The sequence below is a fragment of the Bacteroides sp. 2_2_4 genome (assembly GCF_000157055.1).
GTDB lineage: Bacteria > Bacteroidota > Bacteroidia > Bacteroidales > Bacteroidaceae > Bacteroides > Bacteroides ovatus.
Window position 1 is genome coordinate 112,946 of sequence record NZ_EQ973361.1, and the last position, 26,893, is coordinate 139,838.

At 40.7% G+C, this 26,893-nt stretch carries 23 protein-coding genes; 13 read left to right on the forward strand and 10 right to left on the reverse strand.

Translation table 11 applies throughout. The features are described 5' to 3' along the window. Positions 1-270: 270 nt before the first annotated feature. Positions 271-717: a MarR family winged helix-turn-helix transcriptional regulator gene (locus tag BSCG_RS12230; protein WP_004299328.1), complete on the reverse strand. Its 447-nt coding sequence runs from the start codon at positions 715-717 to the stop codon at positions 271-273. Positions 718-877: 160 nt separating this feature from the next. Here BSCG_RS12230 and rpsF point away from each other — a divergent pair, with 160 nt between their 5' ends. The 8 genes from rpsF to BSCG_RS12190 all read left to right on the forward strand — a co-directional run bounded on the left by rpsF (position 878) and on the right by BSCG_RS12190 (position 8,519). After that, positions 878-1,222, forward strand: a complete 345-nt coding sequence (gene rpsF / locus BSCG_RS12225) for a 30S ribosomal protein S6 (protein ID WP_004299329.1) — start codon at positions 878-880, stop codon at positions 1,220-1,222. Positions 1,223-1,224: 2 nt separating this feature from the next. Continuing rightward, positions 1,225-1,497, forward strand: a complete 273-nt coding sequence (gene rpsR / locus BSCG_RS12220; RefSeq protein WP_002562536.1) for a 30S ribosomal protein S18 — start codon at positions 1,225-1,227, stop codon at positions 1,495-1,497. A 14-nt stretch (positions 1,498-1,511) separates the two neighbouring features. Then, positions 1,512-1,955, forward strand: a complete 444-nt coding sequence (gene rplI / locus BSCG_RS12215; RefSeq protein WP_004299330.1) for a 50S ribosomal protein L9 — start codon at positions 1,512-1,514, stop codon at positions 1,953-1,955. Positions 1,956-2,036: 81 nt separating this feature from the next. Then, positions 2,037-3,701 carry a DUF6377 domain-containing protein gene (locus BSCG_RS12210; RefSeq protein WP_008776247.1) on the forward strand — a complete coding sequence of 555 codons (1,665 nt, stop codon included), beginning with the start codon at positions 2,037-2,039 and terminating at the stop codon, positions 3,699-3,701. Between the two features lie 239 nt (positions 3,702-3,940). Then, complete coding sequence (locus BSCG_RS12205) at positions 3,941-5,053, forward strand: Gfo/Idh/MocA family protein (protein WP_004299332.1); 1,113 nt, start codon at positions 3,941-3,943, stop codon at positions 5,051-5,053. 12 nt (positions 5,054-5,065) lie between these two features. Continuing rightward, positions 5,066-6,553, forward strand: a complete 1,488-nt coding sequence (locus tag BSCG_RS12200) for a Gfo/Idh/MocA family oxidoreductase (RefSeq protein ID WP_008776248.1) — start codon at positions 5,066-5,068, stop codon at positions 6,551-6,553. 44 nt (positions 6,554-6,597) lie between these two features. Continuing rightward, complete coding sequence (locus tag BSCG_RS12195) at positions 6,598-7,461, forward strand: DUF1080 domain-containing protein (RefSeq protein ID WP_004316253.1); 864 nt, start codon at positions 6,598-6,600, stop codon at positions 7,459-7,461. A 149-nt stretch (positions 7,462-7,610) separates the two neighbouring features. After that, complete coding sequence (locus tag BSCG_RS12190; protein ID WP_008025008.1) at positions 7,611-8,519, forward strand: sugar phosphate isomerase/epimerase family protein; 909 nt, start codon at positions 7,611-7,613, stop codon at positions 8,517-8,519. Positions 8,520-8,607: 88 nt separating this feature from the next. Here BSCG_RS12190 and BSCG_RS12185 read toward each other — a convergent pair whose 3' ends face one another. Both BSCG_RS12185 and BSCG_RS12180 read right to left on the reverse strand, forming a co-directional pair. After that, positions 8,608-8,829 (reverse strand): hypothetical protein, encoded by a 222-nt coding sequence (locus BSCG_RS12185; RefSeq protein ID WP_004306615.1) that lies wholly within the window; start codon positions 8,827-8,829, stop codon positions 8,608-8,610. Between the two features lie 159 nt (positions 8,830-8,988). After that, entirely contained in the window at positions 8,989-10,662 is a 1,674-nt protein-coding gene (locus tag BSCG_RS12180; RefSeq protein ID WP_004299337.1) for a long-chain fatty acid--CoA ligase, read from the reverse strand. Positions 10,663-10,772: 110 nt separating this feature from the next. Here BSCG_RS12180 and mtaB point away from each other — a divergent pair, with 110 nt between their 5' ends. Genes mtaB through BSCG_RS12160 form a run of 4 tightly spaced genes read left to right on the forward strand, consistent with a single transcriptional unit; the run spans position 10,773 to position 14,577 of the window. Continuing rightward, the gene (mtaB, locus tag BSCG_RS12175) at positions 10,773-12,092 is read left to right on the forward strand and encodes a tRNA (N(6)-L-threonylcarbamoyladenosine(37)-C(2))-methylthiotransferase MtaB (protein ID WP_008025005.1); all 1,320 of its coding nucleotides are present in this window, start codon (positions 10,773-10,775) and stop codon (positions 12,090-12,092) included. Positions 12,093-12,094: 2 nt separating this feature from the next. Continuing rightward, positions 12,095-13,018 (forward strand): lysophospholipid acyltransferase family protein, encoded by a 924-nt coding sequence (locus BSCG_RS12170; RefSeq protein WP_032849559.1) that lies wholly within the window; start codon positions 12,095-12,097, stop codon positions 13,016-13,018. 2 nt (positions 13,019-13,020) lie between these two features. Continuing rightward, positions 13,021-14,049, forward strand: a complete 1,029-nt coding sequence (locus BSCG_RS12165; RefSeq protein ID WP_008776250.1) for a glycosyltransferase family 2 protein — start codon at positions 13,021-13,023, stop codon at positions 14,047-14,049. 3 nt (positions 14,050-14,052) lie between these two features. After that, positions 14,053-14,577 carry a methylglyoxal synthase gene (locus BSCG_RS12160; protein ID WP_004299341.1) on the forward strand — a complete coding sequence of 175 codons (525 nt, stop codon included), beginning with the start codon at positions 14,053-14,055 and terminating at the stop codon, positions 14,575-14,577. A 131-nt stretch (positions 14,578-14,708) separates the two neighbouring features. Here the strand turns inward: BSCG_RS12160 and folB are convergent, their stop codons facing one another. The 4 genes from folB to BSCG_RS12140 form a co-directional block, all read right to left on the reverse strand. Further along, on the reverse strand, positions 14,709-15,080 hold the full coding sequence (gene folB, locus BSCG_RS12155; protein ID WP_004307975.1) for a dihydroneopterin aldolase: 372 nt from the start codon (positions 15,078-15,080) through the stop codon (positions 14,709-14,711). Continuing rightward, on the reverse strand, positions 15,064-16,116 hold the full coding sequence (locus BSCG_RS12150; RefSeq protein WP_008776251.1) for an acyltransferase family protein: 1,053 nt from the start codon (positions 16,114-16,116) through the stop codon (positions 15,064-15,066). Before BSCG_RS12150 ends, folB begins: the two co-directional genes overlap by 17 nt. Before the next feature lie 302 nt (positions 16,117-16,418). Further along, the gene (locus BSCG_RS12145) at positions 16,419-19,100 is read right to left on the reverse strand and encodes a 4-alpha-glucanotransferase (RefSeq protein ID WP_008776252.1); all 2,682 of its coding nucleotides are present in this window, start codon (positions 19,098-19,100) and stop codon (positions 16,419-16,421) included. Between the two features lie 131 nt (positions 19,101-19,231). After that, the gene (locus BSCG_RS12140) at positions 19,232-21,775 is read right to left on the reverse strand and encodes an adenosylcobalamin-dependent ribonucleoside-diphosphate reductase (protein ID WP_004299345.1); all 2,544 of its coding nucleotides are present in this window, start codon (positions 21,773-21,775) and stop codon (positions 19,232-19,234) included. Between the two features lie 284 nt (positions 21,776-22,059). On the opposite strand from BSCG_RS12140, the gene BSCG_RS12135 reads away from it, so the two are divergent. After that, positions 22,060-22,803, forward strand: coding sequence for an NADPH-dependent oxidoreductase (locus BSCG_RS12135; RefSeq protein ID WP_004321972.1), 744 nt, complete (start codon positions 22,060-22,062; stop codon positions 22,801-22,803). A gap of 96 nt (positions 22,804-22,899) precedes the next feature. Here the strand turns inward: BSCG_RS12135 and dnaA are convergent, their stop codons facing one another. The 3 genes from dnaA to BSCG_RS12120 all read right to left on the reverse strand — a co-directional run bounded on the left by dnaA (position 22,900) and on the right by BSCG_RS12120 (position 26,826). Next, positions 22,900-24,312: a chromosomal replication initiator protein DnaA gene (gene dnaA / locus BSCG_RS12130; RefSeq protein WP_004299347.1), complete on the reverse strand. Its 1,413-nt coding sequence runs from the start codon at positions 24,310-24,312 to the stop codon at positions 22,900-22,902. 351 nt (positions 24,313-24,663) lie between these two features. Further along, positions 24,664-25,557 carry an MlaD family protein gene (locus BSCG_RS12125; RefSeq protein WP_004299349.1) on the reverse strand — a complete coding sequence of 298 codons (894 nt, stop codon included), beginning with the start codon at positions 25,555-25,557 and terminating at the stop codon, positions 24,664-24,666. A gap of 9 nt (positions 25,558-25,566) precedes the next feature. Further along, positions 25,567-26,826, reverse strand: coding sequence for an N-acetylmuramoyl-L-alanine amidase (locus tag BSCG_RS12120; RefSeq protein WP_004299350.1), 1,260 nt, complete (start codon positions 26,824-26,826; stop codon positions 25,567-25,569). Between the last annotated feature and the right edge of the window lie 67 nt (positions 26,827-26,893).

The window sequence follows — 26,893 nt, forward strand, 5'->3', positions numbered from 1 at the left end:
GTACTACAAGTACTACTGAAGTACCCAGGATGGCGTTGTTGTTTACATTCCCTGTAAAGGAACAAGCCAGCAGGATGACTACTCCGACCAAGATTAATATCAATCCTAAGTTCTTTAATAAACCTTTCATGTGTGTGTATTTTAATAGATTATAATATTCCAGTCACAAATTAAAGCATAATTCTTTAACGGGCGAAATTATTTGGATAAAAATTCCATTATAAATGCACGATTTAGTGGATTTTATGATTTGGAGAGAAGTTCTTCTATCTAATCTTTTGTATTGTAGAACACCTTTTTCAGTACCTCCTGTCCAATGCTCAATTCGTCGAGAGTGATACCGTGAAGAGCCTCTTTCAGAGTCTGTCCGGCAATGACACGCGCTTTTTCCTCCAGTTCTTTCCCGTCTTTGGTCAGATGGATCAGGTTGGTGCGGCGGTCTTTTTTATCGGAAATGCGCACAACAAGATGTTGCCGTTCCATATTATCTATCAAACGGGTCATGCTGGGCTTGTCTTTAAAAGTTGCATTACACAACTCTTGTTGTGTAACACCGTCTTTTTCCCACAAAAAAATGAGTACCGTCCATTGTTCCGGACTGATTTCCAGCCCGTTCTGACGGAAGTTACGGTACAGCTTACGGTTGATTGCCGCGGAAACTTTGCCATTTAATATGGCGAATATAAGCCGGATATCGAAATTGAATTGCTCTATCATGAAATTATTGTTTAAACAACTTTGCAAAGGTAAGTCACTTCCCGGATAAATCCTATCTTCGGATACAAAAAAAGATTAAATATTTGTAGTTCAAAATAAAATGTCTAACTTTGCACCCGCATTTAAAATCAAATAATTTATTTATTTAATTAAACGAAGTATGAATCAATACGAAACCGTTTTCATTTTAACTCCCGTTTTATCTGATGTTCAGATGAAGGAAGCGGTAGAAAAATTCAAAGGCGTTCTTCAAGCTGAAGGTGCTGAGATTATTAATGAAGAAAACTGGGGACTGAAGAAATTGGCTTACCCAATTCAGAAGAAGTCTACAGGTTTTTATCAACTGATTGAGTTCAATGCAGATCCTACTGTAATTGACAAGCTGGAAATTAATTTCCGTCGTGATGAACGCGTAATCCGTTTCTTGACTTTCAAGATGGATAAGTATGCTGCTGAATACGCTGCAAAAAGAAGAAGTGTTAAATCAAACAAAAAGGAGGATTAATCATGGCACAACAAGTTCAATCAGAAATCAGATATTTGACTCCGCCGTCAGTAGATGTTAAGAAGAAAAAATACTGCCGTTTCAAAAAGAGTGGTATTAGGTATATCGACTACAAAGATCCTGAATTCTTGAAGAAATTCTTGAATGAACAAGGAAAAATCCTTCCGCGTCGTATTACAGGTACTTCTTTGAAGTTCCAACGTCGTATCGCGCAGGCTGTGAAGAGAGCTCGTCACTTGGCATTGCTGCCTTATGTAACTGACATGATGAAATAAGAAGGAGGAAAAGTATGGAAATTATATTGAAAGAAGACGTAGTAAACTTGGGTTATAAGAACGATATCGTAAACGTGAAATCCGGATACGGTCGTAATTATCTGATCCCGACTGGAAAAGCTGTCATCGCTTCTCCTTCTGCAAAGAAAATGTTGGCTGAAGAACTGAAACAGCGCGCTCACAAACTTGAGAAAATCAAGAAAGATGCTGAGGCTATGGCGGCTAAGCTGGAAGGCGTTTCTTTGACTATTGCAACTAAAGTTAGCTCAACCGGTACTATCTTCGGTTCTGTTGGTAACATCCAGATCGCTGAGGCTTTGTCTAAGCTGGGTCATGAAGTTGACAGAAAGATCATCGTTGTAAAAGACGCTGTAAAAGAAGTTGGTAGTTACAAGGCTATCGTTAAGCTTCACAAGGAAGTTTCAGTAGAGATTCCTTTCGAGGTAGTTGCTGAATAAGAGCAAATTTACTTCATATACAAAAAGCGATTTGTTCTGAATGGATGAATCGCTTTTTTTGTTATCTTTGCTATTACTATTATGAAATTCAACTGTTGTTTGCTAAAGAAGAGGTTTTTGCTTCTGCTGATTGCTTTGGGAATTGGCAGTGCTCTTTATGCGAATGATGAGTTGAAACTATTGACTGATTCTTTACGTAGAGTGATAGATGAAAAGCATGTCTTTGTTAAAGAGAAAGAGGATCGGATAAACCGGATAAAATGTATGTTGAAAAGTCCTGGTTTGACTCTTGAAGGAGAATATAGAATCAATCTACGGTTATATAACGAATATAAAAAATTTCATATTGATTCCGCTATTCATTATGTTGATCGCAATATTGAGATTTCCCGTCAGTTGAATAGACCTTATTTCACCAACCAGTCGTCTTTACATCTTAGTCTTTTATATTCGATGTGTGGCAGGTTCCGTGAAGCGGAGATTATTTTGAAAAGTATAAAGACTTCAGAACTTCCCAGAGATTTATTAATAAACTATTATCAAACTTATTCCAGTTTTTGGGGACACTATTCGATTTCTGTCGCCAACAATCTGTATGGTAAGCAGCAGGCTGCATATCAGGATTCGCTTTTTGCCCTCATTGACCACACTTCTTGGGATTATCGAATGTCCCAGGCTTCTTATTATATTTGGCGTGATACGTTGAAATCGAAAGAGATTTTTAAAGAACTACTGGAAATAGAAGAAGTGGGGACGCCTAATTATGCCATGATAACTCATTCGTATTCCAGGTTATGCCACCATCAGAAAAAGTATGATGAGGAAAAAAAATATCTGATGTTGTCAGCAATAGCCGATACACGGAATGCTACGCGGGAAAATGCATCCCTGCAATCTCTTGCATTGATAGCCTATGATGAACAGAATTTAGCCGATGCCTTTAAATTTACGCAGTCCGCTATCGATGACGTTATTTCTTCTGGTATTCATTTCCGGGCCATCGAAATTTATAAATTCAATTCTATTATTAATACTGCTTATCAGGCAGAGCAGGCCAGATCACGGTCGCATTTGACTACTTTCCTTATTTCTACGAGTATTATCCTTTTTCTTTTACTCTTGTTGGTGCTTTTCATCTATATTCAGATGAAAAAGACGTTGAAAATAAAACAGGCATTAGCGCAGAGTAATGAGGAGCTTTTGCGATTGAACAATAAGCTGAATAGCATGAACAGCCAGCTGAATGATACAAATAATCAGTTGTGCGAAATTAATAGTATAAAGGAGTATTATATAGCCGAATTCTTTGATGTATGCTTTAGCTATATCCATAAAATGGAGAAATATCAGAATATGCTGTATAAAATAGCTATTAATAAATACTATGATGAACTGATTAAGAAGCTAAAATCATCTGCGCTTATCGACGATGAACTTAGCGCTTTATATACTCGTTTTGATAAGGTCTTCTTGGGTTTGTATCCTACTTTTGTTTCTGATTTTAACGCTCTGTTGAAAGATGAAGAGAAAATTATTTTAAAACCGGATGCTTTATTGAATAGAGAACTTCGTATTTATGCTTTATTACGCTTGGGTATTACGGATAGTGGAAAGATAGCGAACTTTCTCCGTTGCTCTACAAGTACGGTTTATAATTATCGTACGAAAATGAGAAATAAGGCAGCCGTCGACAGGGATGAATTTGAGAATGAAATTATGAAAATTAGTTCAACACAAGAGACATAATTATCATTTTAACATTATAATACTTTCCAAATCATCTACATTTTTTTGATGTGTCAAGTTAGCTAAGTTGTTGATTAATAGTAAAAAATGCTATTTTTATATCTACATAAAGTAGTGTAAGTCAAATAAGCCGTTATTTATTTAGCTAGATTTGCAATATCAGTTTTTAGCTCATCAGTTTGGTAGTTAGAAGTTGATGTTTTATCTATTATTTGTACTTAAATTCACTATGTTTAATTATGAACACGCAATCTTCAGTAGACACGAGAATTAAAGTTGGAATTATCGGTTTTGGTAGGATGGGAAGATTCTACTGGGAAGCGATGACTAAAAGTGATCGGTGGAATATTGCTTATATTTGTGATACCGATCCGGCATCACGTCAGTTGGCTAAAAAGCTTTCCCCTAACTCTATTATAGTAGAAGATAATCAAAAGATTTTTGAGGATGAAAGTGTGCAGGTAGTCGGGCTTTTCACTTTGGCTGACTCGCGGATGGAACAAATAGAAAAAGCTATTCGTTACGGTAAACACATTATTTCAGAAAAACCAGTTGCAGATACAATGGAAAATGAGTGGAAAGTTGTAGAAATGACAGAAAACACAAATCTCATTTCTACGGTAAACTTGTATCTGCGAAATTCCTGGTATCATAATTTAATGAAGGAATATATCCAGCAAGGGGAAATCGGAGAGTTGGCTATTATTCGTATTTGTCACATGACTCCCGGCTTGGCACCAGGTGAAGGTCATGAGTATGAGGGACCTGCTTTCCATGATTGCGGAATGCATTATGTAGATATTACCCGTTGGTATGCAGGATGTGATTATAGAACATGGAATGCCCAGGGAGTGAATATGTGGAACTATAAAGATCCTTGGTGGGTGCAATGTCACGGAACTTTTCAAAATGGGGTCGTTTTTGATATTACCCAAGGATTTGTTTATGGGCAATTATCTAAAGACCAGACACATAATTCGTATGTAGATATTATAGGTACAAAAGGGGTTGTGCGTATGACGCATGACTTCAATACTGCTGTTGTCGACCTACACGGTGTCAATCAGACTATCCGTGTAGAGAAACCTTTTGGCGGCAAGAATATAGACGTGTTGTGTGACCTGTTTGCTGATTCGGTAGAAACCGGAAAACGCAGTTCACGATTACCGCTAATGCGCGATTCGGCTATTGCATCCGAATATGCATGGACATTCTTGAAAGATACCCGCAAACACGATTTGCCCGCTATTGGTAATTTGCGCACTTTGGAGCAAATACGCGAACGAAGAAAAAACATGAAAAATGGATATGGATTGTTGCACGGCAACCTTCCAAAGATTATTAACCCTTAAACAAATAAAATCATGTCAAACATTTCGAGGAGAAAATTTCTCAAAACGGGAGCCGCTGCTTTAGCAGGTATAACCATTGCTCCTAGTACAATTTTAGGTATGAGTCACGGGCATGTGTCGCCTACTGACAAATTAAATCTTGCAGCTGTGGGTATTGGTGGCATGGGACATGCCAACATTAATCACGTAAAGGGCACTGAAAATATTGTGGCTCTTTGTGATGTGGATTGGAAGTACGCAAAAGGCGTGTTCGACGAATTCCCCAAGGCTAAAAAATACTGGGACTATCGTAAGATGTATGATGAAATGGGTAAATCTATCGACGGTGTGATTATCGCAACTGCCGACCATACTCATGCTATTATCACTGCTGACGCAATGACAATGGGAAAACATGTATATTGTCAGAAACCATTGACCCACTCTGTTTATGAATCTCGTTTGTTGACAAAACTGGCTGCATCAACGGGCGTGGTTACCCAAATGGGTAATCAGGGGGCATCGGATGAAGGTACGGATTTAGTATGTGAATGGATTTGGAATGGTGAAATCGGTGACGTAACGAAAGTTGAATGTGCAACAGACCGTCCTATTTGGCCTCAAGGATTGAATGTTCCTGAAAAGGTTGATAAAATTCCTAGCACATTGAATTGGGATTTATTCACAGGTCCTGCTAAAATGAATCCTTATAATGCTATTTACCATCCTTGGAACTGGCGTGGATGGTGGGATTACGGAACAGGTGCATTGGGTGATATGGCTTGTCATATTTTGCATCAGCCGTTTAAAGCATTGAAATTGCAGTATCCTACCAAAGTGGAAGGTTCATCGACATTATTGTTGAATGCTTGTGCTCCACAGGCACAACACGTGAAAATGATTTTCCCTGCTCGTGAAAATATGCCGAAAGTAGCTATGCCTGAAGTGGAAATACATTGGTATGATGGCGGTATGATGCCAGAACGTCCGAAAGGATTCCCAGAAGGAAAACAACTGATGCAGAGCGGTGGTGGTTTGACTATTTTCCACGGAACAAAAGATACATTGATTTGCGGATGTTATGGACAGAATCCTTGGTTGCTTTCAGGTCGTAAACCAAATGCACCGAAGGTTTGCCGTCGTGTTCCTAAAGCAATGAATGGTGGTCACGAAATGGATTGGGTACGTGCATGTAAAGAAGATAAATCTAATCGTATCATGACTAAATCTGACTTCTCAGAAGCCGGACCTATGAATGAAATGGTAGCAATGGGTGTATTGGCTATTCGTTTGCAAGCTCTGAATAAGACTCTCGAGTGGGATGGAGCTAACATGTGTTTTACAAATATCGGTGATAACGAAACCATTCGTACTGTTATCAAAGACGGATTCAAGATTCATAATGGTCATCCTACATTTGATAAGACATGGACAGATCCGATCAATGCAAAACAGTTTGCGGCTGAATTAGTGAAACATAATTATCGTGAAGGCTGGAGACTGCCTGATATGCCAAGATAAAAGTAGATTAAAAATTAAAGATTAAAAATTAAATAGTTGATATCATGAAAAAAGTATTTTATCCATTAGCTTGTTGTTGTCTTGCTGCAGGCGTTTTCGCTTCTTGCGGTGGTCAGAAGAAAGCAAATGCTCCGGAAGAGCAAAAAGTTGCGTTGACTTACTCTAAATCATTGAAAGCGGCAGAAACAGATAGCTTGAATTTGCCTGTTGATGAAAATGGTTATATCACAATCTTTGATGGCGAAACATTTAACGGATGGCGTGGTTATGGAAAAGACCGTGTTCCTTCTAAATGGACAATTGAAGACGGTTGTATCAAATTCAACGGTTCTGGTGGCGGTGAAGCTCAAGACGGTGATGGTGGTGACCTGATTTTTGCTCACAAGTTTAAAAACTTCGAACTGGAAATGGAGTGGAAGGTTTCTAAAGGTGGTAACTCCGGTATTTTCTATTTAGCTCAGGAAGTTACATCGAAAGATAAAGACGGTAATGATGTGCTTGAGCCTATTTATATTTCTGCGCCCGAATATCAGGTGTTGGACAATGCCAATCATCCGGATGCTAAATTGGGTAAGGACAACAATCGTCAGTCAGCTTCTTTGTATGACATGATTCCGGCAGTTCCTCAAAACTCTAAACCGTTTGGCGAATGGAACAAGGCTAAGATTATGGTTTATAAAGGTACTGTTGTTCACGGACAAAACGATGAAAACGTACTTGAATATCATTTGTGGACAAAACAATGGACTGATATGTTGCAAGCAAGTAAGTTCAGTGAAGAAAAATGGCCTTTGGCATTTGAATTGCTGAATAATTGCGGTGGCGAAAATCACGAAGGTTTCATTGGTTTGCAAGATCACGGTGACGATGTTTGGTTCCGCAACATCCGCGTGAAAGTTTTGGACTAATCGAATAGTAATAAAGAAAGGCACGGGTTACGTGTATTTCACGTTTTTTTTGAATGGCGATTGCCATGGAGTAACCGTGAAGTCTGTGTAATCCGTGCCTGTTTTTTCTATGTAAACCTGAATAATTGTAACCCACTAATATCTATTATATGAAAACTAGAATTTATATCTGTGCATTGGCTGCTCTTTTCATGATTCCACTGGCAGTAACGGCACAAACCAAGAAAAAAGCTAAAAAAGAAGTAGCAATTCAGCTCTATTCTGTCAGAGATATATTAAACAAGGTAGACAACAAAAATGGTAAGTGTGACCCCACTTATACTGCTCTTCTGAAGAAATTGGCAAACATGGGATATACCGGTGTTGAAGCTGCCAATTATAACAACGGTAAATTTTATGACCGTACTCCCCAACAATTTAAGAAAGATGTCGAATCGGCAGGATTAAAAGTCTTGTCTTCACATTGTACAAGACAATTGTCTAAAGAAGAATTGGCTTCCGGCGACTATTCAAAGTCACTTGAATGGTGGGATCAATGTATTGCCGATCACAAAGCTGCCGGTATGAAATATATTGTAGCTCCGTGGATGGATGTACCTAAGACACTCAAGGATTTAGAAACATATTGTGCATATTATAATGAAATAGGCAAGCGTTGCAAACAACAAGGTTTGTCGTTCGGATATCACAATCACGCTCATGAATTTCAGAAGGTAGAAGATAAAGTGATGTATGATTATATGTTAGAACATACGAATCCTGAATATGTTTTCTTCCAGATGGACCTTTATTGGGTAGTTCGCGGACAAAACAGTCCTGTTGATTATTTTAATAAATATCCCGGTCGCTTCCAGATATTCCATGTGAAAGATCACAGAGAGATTGGACAAAGTGGAATGGTCGGTTTTGATGCTATCTTTAAGAATGCAAAAACTGCAGGCGTTAATTATCTCGTTGCTGAAATCGAAAAGTATAGTGTTCCGGTAGAGGAAAGTGTAGAAGAAAGTCTGGATTATTTATTGAACGCTCCTTTTGTGAAAAGTTCATACGCTAAATAACGTGTGGCTTGCTAAAATAAAGGCATAAAAAAAAGTCTGTGCATGCTTTCGCATGGCAGACTTTCAATTCTCTCTAGCTGTTTCTGAATTATTCAGCTACAGTTTCAGTTGCAGTGCTATCAGCATTCAAAGAATCTGCTGCTGCGGCTGCTGCTTGTTCAGCTTCAAGAGCTGCTGCTTCTACTGCTGCGATTGAGTCAGCGATACGGATAGAATCTGCAGTTGCTTTTGCTGCGTCAGCTGCTTTGTTACCACATGATGCGAATGATACTGCTACGATAGCTACGGCCATCAAAACTAATTTTTTCATTTTCTTTGCTTTTTAAAAACGTAATACAATCAATTGCTTTATTAAAACGATGCAAAGGTATGTACTTTTTCAATATGTTGTTCTCGAAACGCCAACTTTTTTTATATTTTTTTTTGTAACTGGGCACTTTTCTCCCCTTTTTATATGTTTTAGAACATGCTAATCGACAGCAATACTGTTATATAAGTATCTTTTTATGCTTCTTTTGGGCGTTTTTTCAAATTCAGTAGGGTAGAGTTGGATCTTGCTGATTTTCTCATAAGCGGCTACGTTGCTGTTCAGATTCTTAAGATTTTCATCCATGATTGTTTTCAGGTTATCCGGATTATTTAATCCGAGAGAATCCAACGCTTCGTAATCGGCATAAACAAGTGCCACTAATTTTTTATTGCGTTCGATAACAAGACTTTCGAGAATGAAAGGCAGGTTATTCAGTTTGGTTTCCAACTCTTCGGGGAAGATATTCTGTCCGCTAGAACTTAAGATCATAGTCTTGAGTCGTCCCCGGATGAAAATATTTCCGTTGCTGTCCATGGAACCGAGGTCACCCGTACGTAGCCAGCCGTCCTGCGTGAATACTTCCTGCGTTGCTTCCTGGTTCTTGTAGTAGCCCACCATCACATTTTCTCCCCGAACCTGGATTTCTCCGGTTTCTGCTTCCGGGGTTTCCTTATAGATACGTGCTTCCATTATATCTAGAATCTTTCCGGAAGAACCTAGTACAAATTCATCCCAGGGGGCGTAGCTGATAAGTGGACCGCATTCTGTCATTCCATAACCGATAGTAAAAGGGAATTTGATTTTGTAGAAGAATTCTTCTACTTCCTTATCCATAGCGGCGCCACCGATAATGATCTCTTTAAACCGTCCTCCCAGTGCATCAATCAGTCTTTTACGTATCTGGTTGTAGATTTGGGTGTCGAGTAGAGGAATATTGAGTGCCCACTTCATACCTTTTTTATTAATGAGTGGCTGGATAATATTCTTATATATCTTTTCAATCACTAACGGGACGGTAATAATAAGATTAGGTTTCACTTCCTCAAAAGCTTTCATTATAATTTTAGGAGAAGGTGTTTTTCCAAGCAAAGTGACATGGGTGCCGACAGCCGTTGCTGTCAGAAAGTCAAATGCGCAACCGTATGCGTGGGCGAGGGGAAGGAAAGACAGCACTTTATCCCCTTTTTTAAGGAGTTCGGTACGAATACCGAAAGTGACATTGCCGGCAAGATTGTTTCCTGTCAGCATCACACCCTTACTGAAACCGGTGGTTCCGGAAGTGTAATTTAACAGCATCACTTTGTCATTGGATAAAGTGGTGTACTGAACATCTTCACGGGTAAATCCTTTCGGATACAAAGCATGCATCTCTTTATCGGTATTTTTCAGAAACTTCTGTATGGTTTCCCCGTCGCGTTGATAAAGACACCGGAAATCAGTCAATGAGAATACTCCCCGTAGCCCCGTTAATTTTTCCTCTTCCAGATTCTCCCAAATGCTGTCGCTGGTGAACAGAAATACAGATTCGGAATGATTGACGATATGATGAACGTCATTAGGCGTAAAATCTTGAAGGATAGGGACAATGATCGCTCCGTATGTGATCGTTGCCATATAGGCGATGCACCAATGAGCGTTATTTTTGCCGATAACTGAAATCTTATCTCCTCTGCGAAGGCTACAATGTTTGAATAACAGATGTAAACGGGCGATTTTTTCAGCTACCTCACCGTATGTGTATTGGGTATCTTCTCCATAATCAGTATAACAAGGCAGATCCCAATTCTCACGAAAACTATTTTCGTATAGTTTAATGAAATTCTCTTTAATCATTGCACGTTTTTTAGTGAATTGTGCAAAAATAGGAATAAACTTTCGTATCCTAAAGTGTTTTACTGATAATAATGTGTAACTTTGCAAAGTTAATGTGTTTATAACAGCTTATGATAGATACCACTGTATTTCAAAATAAGACAGCCGTTTATTATACTTTAGGCTGCAAATTAAATTTTTCAGAGACTTCAACTATCGGTAAAATCCTGCGTGAGGCAGGAGTCCGGACTGCGCGCAAAGGAGAGAAAGCAGATATCTGTGTGGTAAATACCTGTTCGGTGACGGAGATGGCGGATAAAAAATGCCGGCAAGCCATTCATCGTCTGGTAAAGCAGCATCCCGATGCTTTTGTGGTAGTGACCGGATGTTATGCGCAATTGAAGCCCGGCGACGTGGCAAAGATAGATGGAGTAGATGTAGTGCTGGGAGCGGAACAGAAGGGAGAGTTACTTCAATATCTGGGCGACCTCCAAAAGCATGAAAAAGGAGAGGCTATCACTACTACAACCAAAGATATCCGTTCGTTTTCTCCCTCGTGTTCACGGGGAGACCGTACCCGTTTCTTCTTGAAGGTGCAGGATGGATGCGATTACTTCTGTTCATATTGCACGATTCCTTTCGCCCGCGGGCGAAGTCGTAACGGGACTATTGCTTCCATGGTTGAGCAGGCCCGGCAAGCAGCTGCTGAAGGCGGAAAAGAAATCGTTCTGACCGGAGTAAATATCGGAGATTTTGGTAAAACAACAGGAGAGAGTTTCTTTGATCTGGTAAAAGCATTGGATCAGGTAGAGGGAATCGAACGTTATCGTATCTCTTCCATAGAACCCAATCTGTTGACTGATGAGATTATCGAGTTTGTGTCTCATTCTCGCAGTTTTATGCCTCATTTTCATATCCCTTTGCAATCCGGTTGCGATGAAGTTTTGCAGTTAATGCGCCGTCGTTACGACACTGCTCTTTTTGCTTCGAAAGTGAAGAAGATAAAAGAGGTGATGCCGGATGCTTTTATCGGAGTGGACGTGATTGTGGGAACCCGTGGAGAAACACCCGAATACTTTGAACAGGCTTATCAGTTTATTGATGGTCTGGATGTGACGCAGTTGCATGTGTTTAGCTATTCCGAACGTCCCGGAACGCAAGCCTTAAAAATAGAATATGTGGTTTCTCCGGAAGAGAAGCATCAGCGTAGTCAGCGTCTGTTGGCACTATCGGATCAAAAGACACAGGCTTTTTATGCACGTCATATCGGGCAGACAATGCCGGTATTGATGGAAAAATCGAAAGCTGGTGCTCCGATGCATGGATTTACGGAGAATTATATTCGTGTAGAGGTGGAAAGTGATGACTCGCTGGATAATCAGGTGGTTAATGTACGTCTGGGAGATTTTAATGAGGAGATGACAGCACTTAAAGGTATAATTTTGATATAAGTATGAGATCAAAACTTATCTATTGGTTGGTATACAGTGGAATGTGGCTGTTTTCAGCTCTTCCGTTCCGGGTTTTATATATGCTTTCGGATTTTAATTATCTGCTGATGTATCGTGTTGGAAAATATCGTCGGAAAGTAGTTCGGGGAAATCTATTGAGATCATTTCCGGAAAAAACTGATGCGGAGAGATTACAGATAGAACGCAAGTTTTATCGCTATTTGTCGGATTATATGCTTGAAGATTTGAAATTGTTGCATATGTCTGCCGAAGAACTTTGTGAGAGAATGACTTATAAGAATACGGAACAATATCTTGAACTGACAGAAAAGTATGGAGGTATTATAGTAATGATTCCTCATTATGCCAATTATGAGTGGTTGATAGGCATGGGAGCAATCATGAAACCGGGGGATGTTCCCGTACAGGTTTATAAACCGTTGAGGGATAAATATTTGGATGAGTTGTTTAAACGTATTCGTTCTCGTTTCGGGGGGTATAATATTCCGAAACATTCTACAGCCCGTGAAATTATTAAGCTCAAACATGATGGAAAAAAGATGGTAGTCGGTTTGATTACTGATCAATGGCCCAGTGGATATGATAAATATTGGACTACCTTTTTAGGACAGGAAACTGCTTTTCTGAATGGTGCGGAGCGAATTGCCAAAATGATGAATTTCCCTGTTTTCTATTGTGAACTTAGTAAGAAGCGCAGAGGATACTGTGAAGCGGAGTTCAAGTTGATGACGGAAACACCGAAAGAAACAAGAGAAGGAGAAATCACGGAAATGTTTGCTCATAGATTAGAACAGACGATTCGTAAAGAACCGGCATATTGGTTGTGGTCTCATAAACGTTGGAAAATGACTCGTGAAGAAGCTGACCGATTAGAAGAGAAAGAATTGAACAAGAAGAAGGAATAACAATGAAAGTTTCAGTTGTAATTTTAAATTGGAACGGATGTGATATGCTCCGTACTTTTCTTCCGTCCGTCGTCCGGTATTCGGAAGGGGAGGGGATTGAGGTCTGCGTGGCTGACAATGGTTCTACGGACGCTTCCGTTACTTTGCTTCAACAGGAATTTCCTTCTGTCAGAACGATTGTTCTCGACCAGAATTATGGCTTTGCGGATGGATATAATTTAGCATTGCAGCAGGTCGACGCAGAATATGTAGTTCTTTTGAATTCGGATGTTGAGGTGACGGAGCATTGGTTGAAACCAATGATTGCTTATCTTGATAAGCATCCGGAGGTAGCTGCTTGTCAGCCGAAGATACGGAGCCAGCGGCAAAAAGAATATTTCGAATATGCCGGGGCAGCCGGTGGCTTTATTGATAAATACGGTTATCCTTTTTGTAGGGGACGTATCATGGGAGTTGTGGAGAAAGACGAAGGTCAGTATGATACGGTAATTCCTGTTTTCTGGGCCACGGGGGCAGCGTTGTTTATCCGGCGTGCTGATTATGTGAATGTCGGAGGATTGGATGGACGTTTCTTTGCTCACATGGAAGAAATAGATTTGTGCTGGCGGCTCCGTTCGCGGAATCGTGAGATTGTCTGTGTACCTCAAAGCATTGTCTATCATGTGGGAGGAGCTACTCTTAAAAAAGAGAATCCTCATAAGACTTTTCTTAATTTCCGTAATAATCTTGTCATGCTCTATAAGAATCTTCCACAGGAGGAGTTAAATAAAGTGATGCGTATCCGGATCTGTCTCGATTATCTGGCGGCGTTCAATTTCTTGTTGCAAGGGCACTGGGATAATGCTAGTGCTGTGATGCGTGCGCGGAAAGAGTATAAACGATTATGTCCGTCATTTTCTTTATCCCGTGAAGAAAATATGAGAAAAAAAACTTTGAATCCGATACCTGAACGGACAAAAAGTAGTATCTTGTGGCAATTTTATGTGAGGGGATGCAAACGATTCTCTCAATTGTCGGATTTAAAAGGATAGCAAATGAAATCAAAGGTTAGAAGAGGCATCGGGCTGGTAGCGCATGATGCAATGAAAAAAGACCTCATCGAATGGGTACTGTGGAACTCGGAACTGTTGATGGGTAATAAATTCTATTGTACAGGTACTACGGGTACTTTGATATTGGAAGCATTGAAGGAGAAACATCCTGATGAAGAGTGGGATTTTACGATTTTAAAATCAGGTCCGTTAGGTGGTGACCAACAGATGGGATCACGTATTGTGGATGGGCAGATTGATTATCTCTTTTTCTTCACGGACCCCATGACATTGCAACCGCATGATACGGATGTAAAAGCATTAACCCGTTTGGCCGGTGTAGAAAATATTGTTTTCTGTTGTAACCGTTCTACGGCGGACCATATAATTTCCAGTCCGTTATTTATGGATCCTGATTACGAACGCATTCATCCGGACTATTCTAGTTATACGAAACGTTTCCAGGATAAACCCGTGGTGACGGAGGCTGTAGAATCGGTAAATAGAAGAAAAAAGAAGAGAAAATAAGCCGGTAGTTTACGGCTGTGAAAATAGAAGCAGATCTTGCTTAAAAAGGAATGCAGATGATACGGATTACTTTATTAATATCGTATTATCTGCATTTCGTCATTTATGTTTCATTTCCAGCTGTGATTATCTTATTTCCTGCTGCAGTGTAGCTCAATTCCTGCAGACTCTATATCTGCTCCCATCGGTGGGTTTCGTTTGGAAAGCCGGAGTTCGATTTCTTCAATGCAAGGGAATTGGTCAAAGAGTTTTTGTATAATCCGTCCGCTAACGTGTTCCAGCAATTTTGAGGGAACAGCCATTTCATTTTCTATCACCTGATGTACTTCAGCATAGTTGACGGTGTCGGTAACTTCATCTGTCTGGGCAGCTTTGCTGATATCTACTTTCAGTTTCAGGTCAATGAGATATTCATTCCCAATCAGATTTTCTTGCGGTGCGACACCATGATAGGCGTAACAACGAATTTCTTTCAAAAGGATATAGCTACTGTTTATCTTCATATACTGTCTTTTTAGTGTGATCTTGTTTGACTTTTAACAGGTCTTTCTGTGCAACCATTTGTGGAATCACTTTAAGAAAGACGGGTGTGAGCAGAAAGCAGATGCTTAATGTTATAAGCAAAAGTGCGCTTGCCTGTGCCCAACTATTGTGAATATAACGGCTGACTAATGGACCTAAAAAATGGAGTATCGGTCCATGAATACTCAAGGTGATGATTGAATATCGTCCCAAGTAAGAAACAACCTTTATCTTCTTCACTTTTTTGCAAAGTAACATAATCATAAATATTCCTGCAAACGCAGCGATATATACTTGAAAAATATTTCCCGTATAATTGTTGGTACGCATCCCCAATGTAGTAGCGGTAAAGTACATTACCACCAGTGCCAATACAACAAAAACCGGTATCAGTTTGTCGAAACGATGGCTGGGATATAGAAAGAAATTATACCGTCGGATCCAGAAACCGGCCACATAGAAGGGGAGGGCAGTCATGGAAACATCTATATACAGGGGTAACTCTATCTGTAATTTTCCGAGATAAAATCCTGCGCAACCAATCAGGATTGTCACAGCGAACATGACAGGCAGATGCTTTTCGCGCAGAAAGTGAATTAGATAAAACAGGATGTTGCAATTGAATAATGCGAGTAGAAACCAGATCGATGGATTGAACTTGATAAGGTCGTGTCCATGAAATACAACTAAGAGTTCATTCCACGACACAGGCAGTTGAAATACCCCCGGAGCAATCTTCCAAACAATGTATTTCATTAGAAATGCACTTAGATAGAAGAAAAGAAAAGGAATAATCAATTTGTTTATTTTTCGCAGGATGAATCCGAACAGGCCTTCGTATGATTTGAAAAACACTCCCGAGATAAAGAAGTAAAGCGGCATGCGGAAACAGGATAACATTGAATTCGTATCCAGTTGTTCGAAGGCTCCTCCAACATGTGCCATTACCACAAGGATAATGCAGACTCCTTTGGTTAAGTCCACAAAATCAATACGTCTGCTCTGGTTGCCTTCCATTATCTCTTTTAATTTCTCTTTTTCGGCGCAAAGATACTTTATAAATCGGAATAAAAAGAGGAACATTGAAAAAATAAACGAATGATGCGAAAAGCGAAAAAGTATGATATATAGTAATGATATTATTGCGAAAAAAACGGTAGACTATGTTTTGAAACTCCTTATTTTACCTCTGTTATCAATATATCCTTGAAAAACGAATGACGCGGATCACATAGATTTTTGGCGTTCTTAATCTAGTGTTATCCGCGTCGGTAGTGTCCGGAAAATATCCTTTTTGAAAGTTACTTGTACCTTTTATTCTATTTATTCGGATCTCTTCCTGTGTATTTAATCAATTCGCTAATCTTATCATTAAGTGTTTTTGCTTTCATCAACTGCTCAAGAGTGAGATGCATCCGGTATCTCCAGTAGTTTCGTGGATTGGATGGAACATTAATTCGTTCTTCCGCCACATTCGGGTTTCTCCATTTCCCGTCTATCGATAGCCAATCCTGGAAAGACAAGATACAGAGAATGGAATTGCTGTTGAGATGATTGCGTACGATTTCCTCGCACAACTCCGGGGTGGCAGTTGTCGGTGCAACTCCGTAATGTCCTAACGTTGCATTATAGTAACGTTGGGTCTGTTGATAATCTTCTTCCCACCAGCCACGTAACGTAGACATATCGTGAGTGGAGATTGTGCAGACAGACCGGTACGGATACTCATTTAAATGCCCGAATTCATACATCGGATTCTTAGGCATCCGCTGAATTTCCAAACTAAGAATCCGGAGATCATTCATCACCGACGATACACAAGCAGGAATCATCCCCAAATCTTCTCCACAAACCAACATACGGGTTGATTGTGTCAGTTGGGGTAACTTCTTCATTGCCTGTTGATACCAGAACTCGTTGTGCCGATGATAATAATACTGGTCGTATAGTCTGTTAAACGCATTTTTCTCTTCTTCGTTCAGCGACCGGAATACGAAATCCCGTTGTACACCGATGCGCGGGTGGTATTTACCTTCCTCTTTCTTATCCGCAACAAATAAGACGTTGCTGATTAATGAATAAAGCCCTTCCCGAATCCAGACACTATCTTCATCATTTCTACCGATAAAGAATTGTTCTACCTCCCGTTGTGTTTCGAATCCCGGTTTCATTCGATAAAGTCCGGAGTCATCAACCAATTGAAGAAAGTCCTGTTTGACTAAATGGGTATGCGGTCCGAACAACTGTCCGAGGAAAGATTCATGGATGAATGGTAGCAGATATTCATCGCGGAACGTTAGACCATAACTTTCGATTTCTTCCCGGCTCATCGGCAAAGAAGGATCAAACTGGCCTAACAATCCGTGTACAGCGTGCATTGGTATTTCCCAAATACGGAAGAAACCGAGGATATGATCGATCCGGTAAGCATCGAAGTATTCCGCCATTTTCTGAAAACGCTTCATCCACCAGCGGTATCCGTCTTTTTCCATGACATCCCAGTTGTATGTGGGGAATCCCCAGTTTTGCCCGTTGATCGAGAAATCATCGGGCGGAGCACCCGCTTGTCCGTCGAGATTGAAGTAATGGGGTTCTGTCCAGGCTTCCACGCTGTTGCGGCTGATACCAATCGGAATATCCCCCTTTAATACGACACCGTGTTGGCGGGCATATTCGGTTGCAGACAACAATTGCAGATGCAAATGATACTGGATATAATAATACAACGAGATGTGAGGATAATCTGCTGTTCCCGGTTGGCACATTTTTTCTATATCTTCCGCTTGGTAAACAGAGTGTCGCGGCCATTTGCGGAAATTGGGCGTTTTGTAGGCATCGCGCAGATAACTAAAGACTGCATAAGGTTGCAGCCATTCCTTGTTCGTTTCAAAGAAATCTTTGAAATCTTTGGAAGCCAATACCTTTTCTCCTTCCTGGCGAAACAGTAAGTTGAAAAATTCCCATTTAGTTTGGTTGACCGCTTCGTAGTCAATAGCAGGGAGGCTGTTCAGTTCCTTTTGTTTCTTGCTGAATTTCGATGCCGCTTCTTTATCTTTCAGAGTTCCCATTTGCCTGATATCCGCATACATCGGATGGAAAGCATAAATAGAAATGCTGTTATAAGGATAAGAGTCCGTCCATGCATGAGTCATGGTGGTGTCGTTGACCGGTAAAATCTGAATAACTTTCTGGCGAGTATTTACTGCCCAGTCGACCATACGTTTTAAGTCGCCGAAATCACCTACTCCGAAACTTTTCTCTGATTTTAAAGAAAATACGGGTATAGCGATTCCTGCCCCTTTCCATGCGGGGATGTCGAAATAAACATATCGGTCGGAAATCACGAGCGTTTCGTTGGTTTTCAGTTCCGGGTCTGCCAGATAGCGGTTAGGGTTTTTCTCCCAGCAGTCTGCTTTCTTTTCCTGTTTGTTGTAGAGGATGAATTTATATTCCAGCGGATATTTTAGTTTGCTGGCGTCCAATTCTATCTGCCATTCCGGGAAATTGGTATCACTCATCAACACCGCTTTCTCCGGGTCCCAGTGACCTAATGATTTCTGGTTGCCACAAATTGCCAGGCAATAATCTTTGTTGATACGTGGGGCGTAGGCCTTGATAACCAGTCCCTTCTTATATCTTTGCGGGATATTCTCTTTTTCAGGATGTGCCAGTAAGGCTTCTGTAAAAGCAGAACTATAAAGATACAGTTGTTCCGGGATATTTTTCCAGCAATCATTGATTCTGTATATCTTCCTGGAGCTTCCTGATAAGAAAATAGATCTCGAAAAACTGTCCCATTCCTTGCGGATAACTATTCCGTTTTGCTCTATCTGATAGCTATAATTGATAGTCATCCCTTCTTGAGGGACTTCAAGCTCAAGTTCTGCCGTCCAATAGATACCATCGGTGGTGTGTAAAGGAATTGATTCCGGAAATAAGCCGGAAATCCTTACTTCTTCTCCCCAATTGGTGCGGTATTCAATATTAAATGATAGAATCATATATATTAGATTTTGATTGTATATGTAAGACACTGCAAGTATAAGACATTTTTTTGAATAAAAAATAAAAGGAGCCGCACCGGACTCCTTTTAATCTTTTGTTTATATATTAATTAACATACGTAGGACTATTATCCACATCTGGAAGCGCCGCAAGTAGTACAAATCAGACAGCCTTCCTGATAAACCAATGTCTCGTTGCCACAGTTCGGGCACTTCTTACCTTTGGCTTCCGTTCCATCCTGAATATACTTCTTCAATGCACGTTCTACACCGTTTTTCCAAGTGTTGATACTTTCACTGTTCAATTGCAGAGAGCCAACCAGTTTGATAACCTGTTCAATCGGCATCCGGTAGCGAAGCACGCCGGAAATCAATTTTGCATAGTTCCAGTATTCCTTGTTGAACTTCTCTGACAATCCTTCAATGGTCGTCTTATATCCGCGTTTGTTCTCGAATTGGAAGTCGTAACGTTTGGTACCGTCTTCATCCACATTTTTGATGATACGTCCGCAAGTCACACTCTTAGGCAGCAAGATACCTTCGTCGTCATCTTGCAAACCAGTGAATATTTCATAAGGGTGTCCGTCCAATAATCCGACAAAAGCTACCCATTTTTCCTTGTTGTTCTGGAAACGGACAACGTCTGCTTCCAATATTCTCGGACGTACCTCTACAACCGTAGGCGGTTTGCAAGGAGGAAGTCCTTCTTTTTTGTCTTTATCCGATTTCGTAGAGATCAGCACTCCGGAGCGTGAACCGTCACGATATACGGTACAACCTTTGCAGCCGGATTTCCATGCCTCTACATACAGGCGGTTTACTAAATCCTCGTCCACATCGTTCGGCAGATTGATGGTTACGCTGATAGAGTGGTCTACCCATTTCTGGATTCTTCCCTGCATCTTCACCTTCATCAACCAGTCGACATCGTTAGAAGTCGCTTTGTAATAAGGAGATTTGGCAACCAGTTCGTCAATCTCTTCCTGAGTGTAACGTCTGGCCGGGTCGTATCCGTTAGCTTCCATCCAGGTAACAAATTTATGATGGAATACGATGTATTCTTCGAATGCGTCCCCTGTTTCGTCTACAAAGTCTACATGCACATTCGTATCGTTCGGGTTCACCTTTCTTCTACGTTTGTAAACAGGCAGGAATACAGGCTCGATACCCGAAGTGGTCTGCGTCATCAAACTGGTCGTTCCGGTTGGGGCAATCGTCAGGCAGGCAATGTTACGGCGACCATATTTCTTCATGTCCTCATACAGTTTCGGATCAGCAGCTGCCAGGCGTTGGATGAACGGATTGTTCTGTTCACGTTCGCTATTGTATATTTCGAAGGCACCGCGTTCTTTGGCCATTTCCACTGAAGAACGATAGGCACCGAGAGCTACTGTCTTGTGTACTTTTTCAGAGAACTCCGTTGCTTCTTCCGTTCCGTAACGTAATCCTAATGCAGCAAGCATATCACCTTCTGCAGTGATACCTACACCGGTACGACGACCTTGTCCGCTCTTCTTGTAGATTTTCTCCCAAAGTGCACGTTCCGCATGTTTCACTTCTTCGTTTTCCGGATCTTCGTCAATCTTGGTCATGATACGTTCGATCTTCTCTAGTTCGAGGTCGATAATATCGTCCATGATCCGTTGAGCGAGAGCCACGTGTTTTTGGAACAGGTCGAAATCAAAATAAGCATCTGGTTTGAACGGATTTACCACATAAGAATATAGATTGATAGCCAGTAAGCGGCAAGAATCGTAAGGACATAGAGGAATTTCTCCGCATGGGTTGGTAGATACCGTTCTGTAACCTAGGTCTGCATAGCAATCAGGCACAGATTCACGGATAATCGTATCCCAGAACAAAACGCCCGGTTCTGCCGATTTCCATGCATTGTGAACGATTTTCTTCCATAAGGTAGAAGCGTCGATTTCCTTGGTGAATGTAGGTTGGGCAGAGTCGATAGGATATTGCTGTACATACGGCTTTTCGTCTACGGCAGCCTGCATGAAAGCGTCGTCCAACTTGACAGAAACGTTTGCTCCGGTCACTTTACCTTCGGTCATCTTGGCATCAATGAATGCTTCCGAATCCGGATGCTTGATAGACACGCTCAACATCAATGCACCGCGACGTCCGTCTTGAGCTACTTCACGAGTGGAATTCGAATATCGTTCCATGAACGGAACAAGACCGGTAGAAGTCAACGCCGAGTTTTTAACGGGAGAACCTTTCGGACGGATGTGTGATAAGTCATGACCTACACCACCGCGTCTTTTCATTAGTTGTACCTGTTCTTCGTCGATTTTGATGATAGCGCCATAAGAGTCGGCTGCACCGTCCACTCCGATAACGAAGCAGTTGGATAGTGAAGCAACCTGGTAGTCGTTACCGATTCCTGTCATCGGGCTACCTTGGGGGACGATGTACTTGAAGTGATCCAGTAAATCATACAGTTCTTTTGCTGTCAACGCATTCGGATACTTCGATTCTACGCGTGCCACTTCATTTGCAATTCTCCAATGCATGTCTTCCGGGGATTTTTCATAGATATTACCGAAAGAATCCTTTACTGCGTATTTGTTTACCCAAACCCTTGCAGCAAGCTCGTCGCCTTGAAAATATCGTAAAGATTCTTCATAGGCTTCGTCGTAAGAATAAATCTGTTTTTCCACGATTCAATTTGTGTTAAATCTCGTTTTTAATAAGTAATATGTAGAAGTTTACTTATCGTTAACAAATGTAGGCGCAAAGCTAAGAATGTTTTTTCATCTATCAAAATAAAAATGAATTAATTTATTAACAGGTTGCAAGTTTTCCATTTGTTTATGCTAAGTATTTGATAAACAGTTAGAATTGAATTTTGTTCAAAGGTTAAAGTTCTCCAAAAAGAAAACTATTCTATTCCACTAGTGTGGTGGATTATTTTTTTCTTTTTATATCTTTGCAAAAAAAAGATATGTTTGAAACCGTAAAGAACAGAAGAACTATCCGGAAATATCTGCCTAAAGATATAAATCCGAGTTTGTTAAATGATTTGCTTGAAACCTCTTTCCGTGCTTCTACGATGGGTGGGATGCAACTTTATAGTGTGATTGTGACTCGCGATGCGGAAATGAAGGAGAAACTTTCGCCTGCTCATTTCAATCAGCCGATGGTAAAAAATGCTCCAGTCGTATTGACTTTTTGTGCTGATTTCCGTCGTTTCAGCAAATGGTGTGAACAGCGGAAAGCAGTGCCGGGCTACGATAATTTAATGTCTTTTATGAATGCGTCTATGGATACTTTGCTTGTTGCGCAGACTTTTTGTACGCTGGCGGAAGAAGCAGGACTCGGCATTTGTTATTTAGGAACTACCACTTATAATCCTCAAATGATTATTGATACCCTCCAACTCCCCGAACTGGTATTTCCTCTCACCACAATAACGGTAGGCTATCCGGACGGTATTCCCGCACAAGTAGACCGTTTGCCTTTGGAAGCTGCCGTGCACGATGAAAAATATCACGACTATACACCGGAAGGAATAGATAAACTCTATGCCTACAAAGAATCATTGCCGGAAAACAAGCAGTTTATCGAAGAAAATAAAAAAGAAACATTGGCTCAAGTCTTTACAGACGTGCGTTACACAAAGAAAGATAACGAATTTATGTCCGAAAATCTATTGAAAGTACTTCGCCAGCAAGGATTCTTGAAATAAGTATTAAGTATCAAGTATTAAGTATTATCCATGCGGATGGACTTTATCATGCGATATTGTATAGCAACGGTAATGCTTAATACTTGATACTTGATTTCAGTTTCTCTTTTTCAGTAACGATTCTATTTCCTGTACTTCTGCACTAAAGCTTTTGTCCACCTCCAATTGTCCTTTTACGGTTTTGCAGGCGTGAAGTACCGTTGCATGGTCTTTGTTACCGATAAACTTACCTATCTTAGAAGTTGAAAAGTCTGTGTGGTTTTTAGCTAGATACATGGCGATCTGTCGTGCTTGAACGACTTCCCTTTTTCTGGATTTTGTATGTATGGCAGACGGTTCCAGATCAAAATGCTTGCATACCACTTTGAGGATATCATCGATGGTAACCGCTTTAGTTTCGTTATGAACCACGCCATGTACAATGTGTTGTGCCAAATCCAAATCTATTTCTTTGTTGAAAATAGTGGAACGAGCCATGATAGCAATGACGATACCTTCCAGATCGCGTACACTTTCATTCACATTTTCGGCAATATAATCGATCACTTCCGGCGGGAATTGTAACCCGTCGCGGTGTATCTTGTTGCGTAGAATGTTTTTGCGAAGTTCTACCGTCGGCTTTTCAAGCTCGGCTACCATACCCCATTTGAAACGGGTCAGGAGGCGTTCTTCAATACCTTGCAACAATACAGGAGCACGGTCTGAAGTTAATATGAGCTGTTTGCCGTTCTGGTGTAAATGATTGAAGATATGGAAGAAGTTGTTTTGAGTCTTGGTGACACCGGCAAACTCCTGAATATCATCAATGATTAATACATCAATCGTCTGGTAAAAGTTAATAAAGTCGTTGGTCGTGTTATTGCGTACAGAATCCGTATATTGTACCTGGAACAAATGTGCCGAAACGTACAATACTCTTTTCTCTGGATAAATTTCTTTGATTTTCGTGCCTATTGCGTTTGCCAGGTGCGTCTTTCCTACTCCGGATGCTCCATAAAGGAATAACGGGTTGAAAGCAGTCCCTCCCGGTTTTTGCGCTACGGCTTCCGCCACACTTCTTGAAAGTTTATTGCTGTATCCTTCAATGAAGTTCTCAAAATTATAATTGGGATTCAAATGCGGGTCCAAATCCTGAACGGCAGGAGCCTGTAGGAAGCTGGGAGCTTTGTTTCCTCCGATTATGCTTTTGGGAGTAACAGCCGTAGAACGATTGCTTGCTTCGAGATTCACGGTTTGATTCGGAATCGAAGTCTTGTCCACCATGACATTGTACATCAACTTGGTTCCTTCGCCAATGACCTTATATAATGTCTTACGTATAAGATCTACGAATCTCTCTTCCAGTATTTCATAGAAAAACTGGCTCGGGATCTGTAAGATCAACGTTTTGTCCTCATATTTCAACGGAACAATAGGGGCAAACCAAGTATTATATGTCGTCTCGGGAACATTGTCTTTAATAACGTCGAGACAGCGGTTCCAAAGTACGACATGATTTGATTCAATCATAGTAACTTTTAATACATTTATTAATTAAGCAAAACTTCTACGTTTGCAAAATTGGGAATCTTATTCGGAAAAAACAAATCTATTTTTTCTTGTTTTTTTCATGCTAACAATAATGTGTTTACTTTCAATGACTTATGCGTTTGTTGTCGGACACACTCTGTTTACCCTCTCTTGCAGTTTTATAAGTATCTGTATGTTAATGTCTTATATATATAATTTTAGCCTTTTTTCTCACTTTTGTACGTTTGTACGGGAATATTATTTCGGTTTGTAGATAGACATTTGAAGAGCAATCTACTTTCTTTTGAAAGCCCTTCGTTATTTAGATAAAATCTATATAACGATAATTTGCTACTTGTCTTTCTTGCCGAATAATGAGAAGTGAACGTACCGTTTCGGATGCTCTTTCAGGTCTTCTAATAAGCTGGCTGCATTTTCAGTTGTTGCATTCAGATTATTGTATAAAGTCGGGTCGTTGAAGAGCAGTCCGATTGTGTTATCTTTGCTGTTTAATTTTTCTGTAAGTATTTTTACGTTAGCCAGCGTTTCGTCTATTTTTTTGAAAGTGGCTGCATAGTCTACTTCTTTCAAATTTCCGCTGATAACAACGAAGTTGTCTCCGATGGTGTTCAGCTTGCTGGTGAGTTGAGGTATGTCATTACTCATCAGCCCTTTTACCTGCGAACTGACTACTGCCAGGTTGGCGGTTGTCTTCTCTATCGAGTGCAGGGTGGCAGGGATGCTCTTGTCTCCTAATATATTGTTCAGAGAGATGAGGATAGAATCCAGTTTCGGAAGCATTTCTTCTACCTTTGGGATCAGTTTCGCCGCGCTTTCCATCATTCCGTTGTTCAGTGTGCCGGGGATCGTATCTCCTACGGCATATTTTTCGCGCGGGTTGTTTGCCAGAAGAATATTCATGCGTACGCCTCCCATAAGTTCGGATACAAGCTCGGCGCTACTTCCTTTGGGAATCCGTAGTTCCGTGTCCAGTTCCACTTCGACAATTACATTTCCGGGTTTGGCATAATCATAATAGATGTCACGTACGATACCTACACGAACACCGTCGGCAAATACCGGGCTTGATTTGGTGAGTCCGTTTACGTTTTCAAATTTGGCATAGAAATAGCTGGAAGGTTGAAACATGTGTATACCTTTCAGCCAGTTAATTCCGTATATAAGCACACATAGTGCAACGATACCTGCAATACCTATTCTGACTTCTTTTGTAATGTACTTCATTTTATCTTTTTATTTATTTCTTCTTTTTTTGAATTCGGCAATCGCTTCATTGACGTTCATTTTCTCGCCGTTCCGGAAAGCGATGATAAAGGCGTCTTTGAATTGTGCCGTAATGGTGCGCTTCGTACGCAACACCTTGTTATAATCGGAGGAGGCTCCATACGTGTATTTGTATATTCCCCCTTCCTTATAATAATCTACCTCTTTCAGTCCTTTCAGCCGTTTGTCATTTTTGGCGAGAGGTTTGGAAGAAGTAAGTATCTGTATCTTAAACGTAATTTCACTGTCATTGGTTGCACTCTCTACTACAATTGGGCGTTTCGGTGCTGTTTTTGCTGTCGCGGCAGGTTTTGTTTTTGCTTCGGCCAATAGCTTTTCCTGTTGGGGAGCTGTGTTCACGCTTTCGGTATCCTTTTGGGCAATTGCTGGGGCATTGTCTTCTTCCTGTTCGGTTGGGACGATCGTTTTGCTGACTCCTGTTAGGCGCAGTTCATGTTCTCTCTTATAATTTAAGAAAGCACGGTAGATGCCTTTTGCCATGGTGCCGGCCCCTTCTTCAGAATTCAGATAGCGCTCCTCTTCGGGCGTAGAGATAAATCCTAGTTCTATCAGAATGCTCGGCATGGCACTCGCTTTTAAGACAAGGAATCCGGCTTGATGCACTCCACGGTCTGCCCTTCTACAAGTTTGGCGAAATTGTTTCTGCATCAGAGAAGCCAGGTGTACACTCTGTTCCATGTATTTATCTTGCATGAATTCAAATATAATATATGACTCGGCAGAGTTCGGGTTGAAACCGGCATATCTTGTTTTGTAGTCACTTTCGTAGAGGATTACGGAGTTCTCTCGCTTGGCAACTTCCAGATTTGCGTCTGATTTGGCCAAACCCAGTGTCCAGGTTGAAGCACCTTTTGCGGTACGGTTGTTAGCCAGTGCGTTGGTGTGAATGGAAATAAAGAGGTCAGCCTTCGCGTTGTTGGCAATTTCTGCGCGTCGGTCTAAAGGGATGAATACATCTTTGCTACGGGTGTAAATCACTTTGACGTCGTCGCAATTCCTTTTAATCAGATTTCCCACTTTCAGGGCAACGTTCAGATTGATATTTTTCTCTTTCGAGATTTTGCCGATGGCGCCCGGATCATGTCCGCCATGTCCTGCGTCGATAACTACTACAAAATCCTTCCCCCATAAGTGGTTAGTACATGAGGGTAGAAAAAGTAGCCAGAGGCAAATGAATATGTATAATATGTACGGTCTATTCAGTTTCATATCTATAATACGGTGCAAATGTAGTAGAAATTTGTAGAAAACTCATTATTTGCCATTAAGTTTTGTG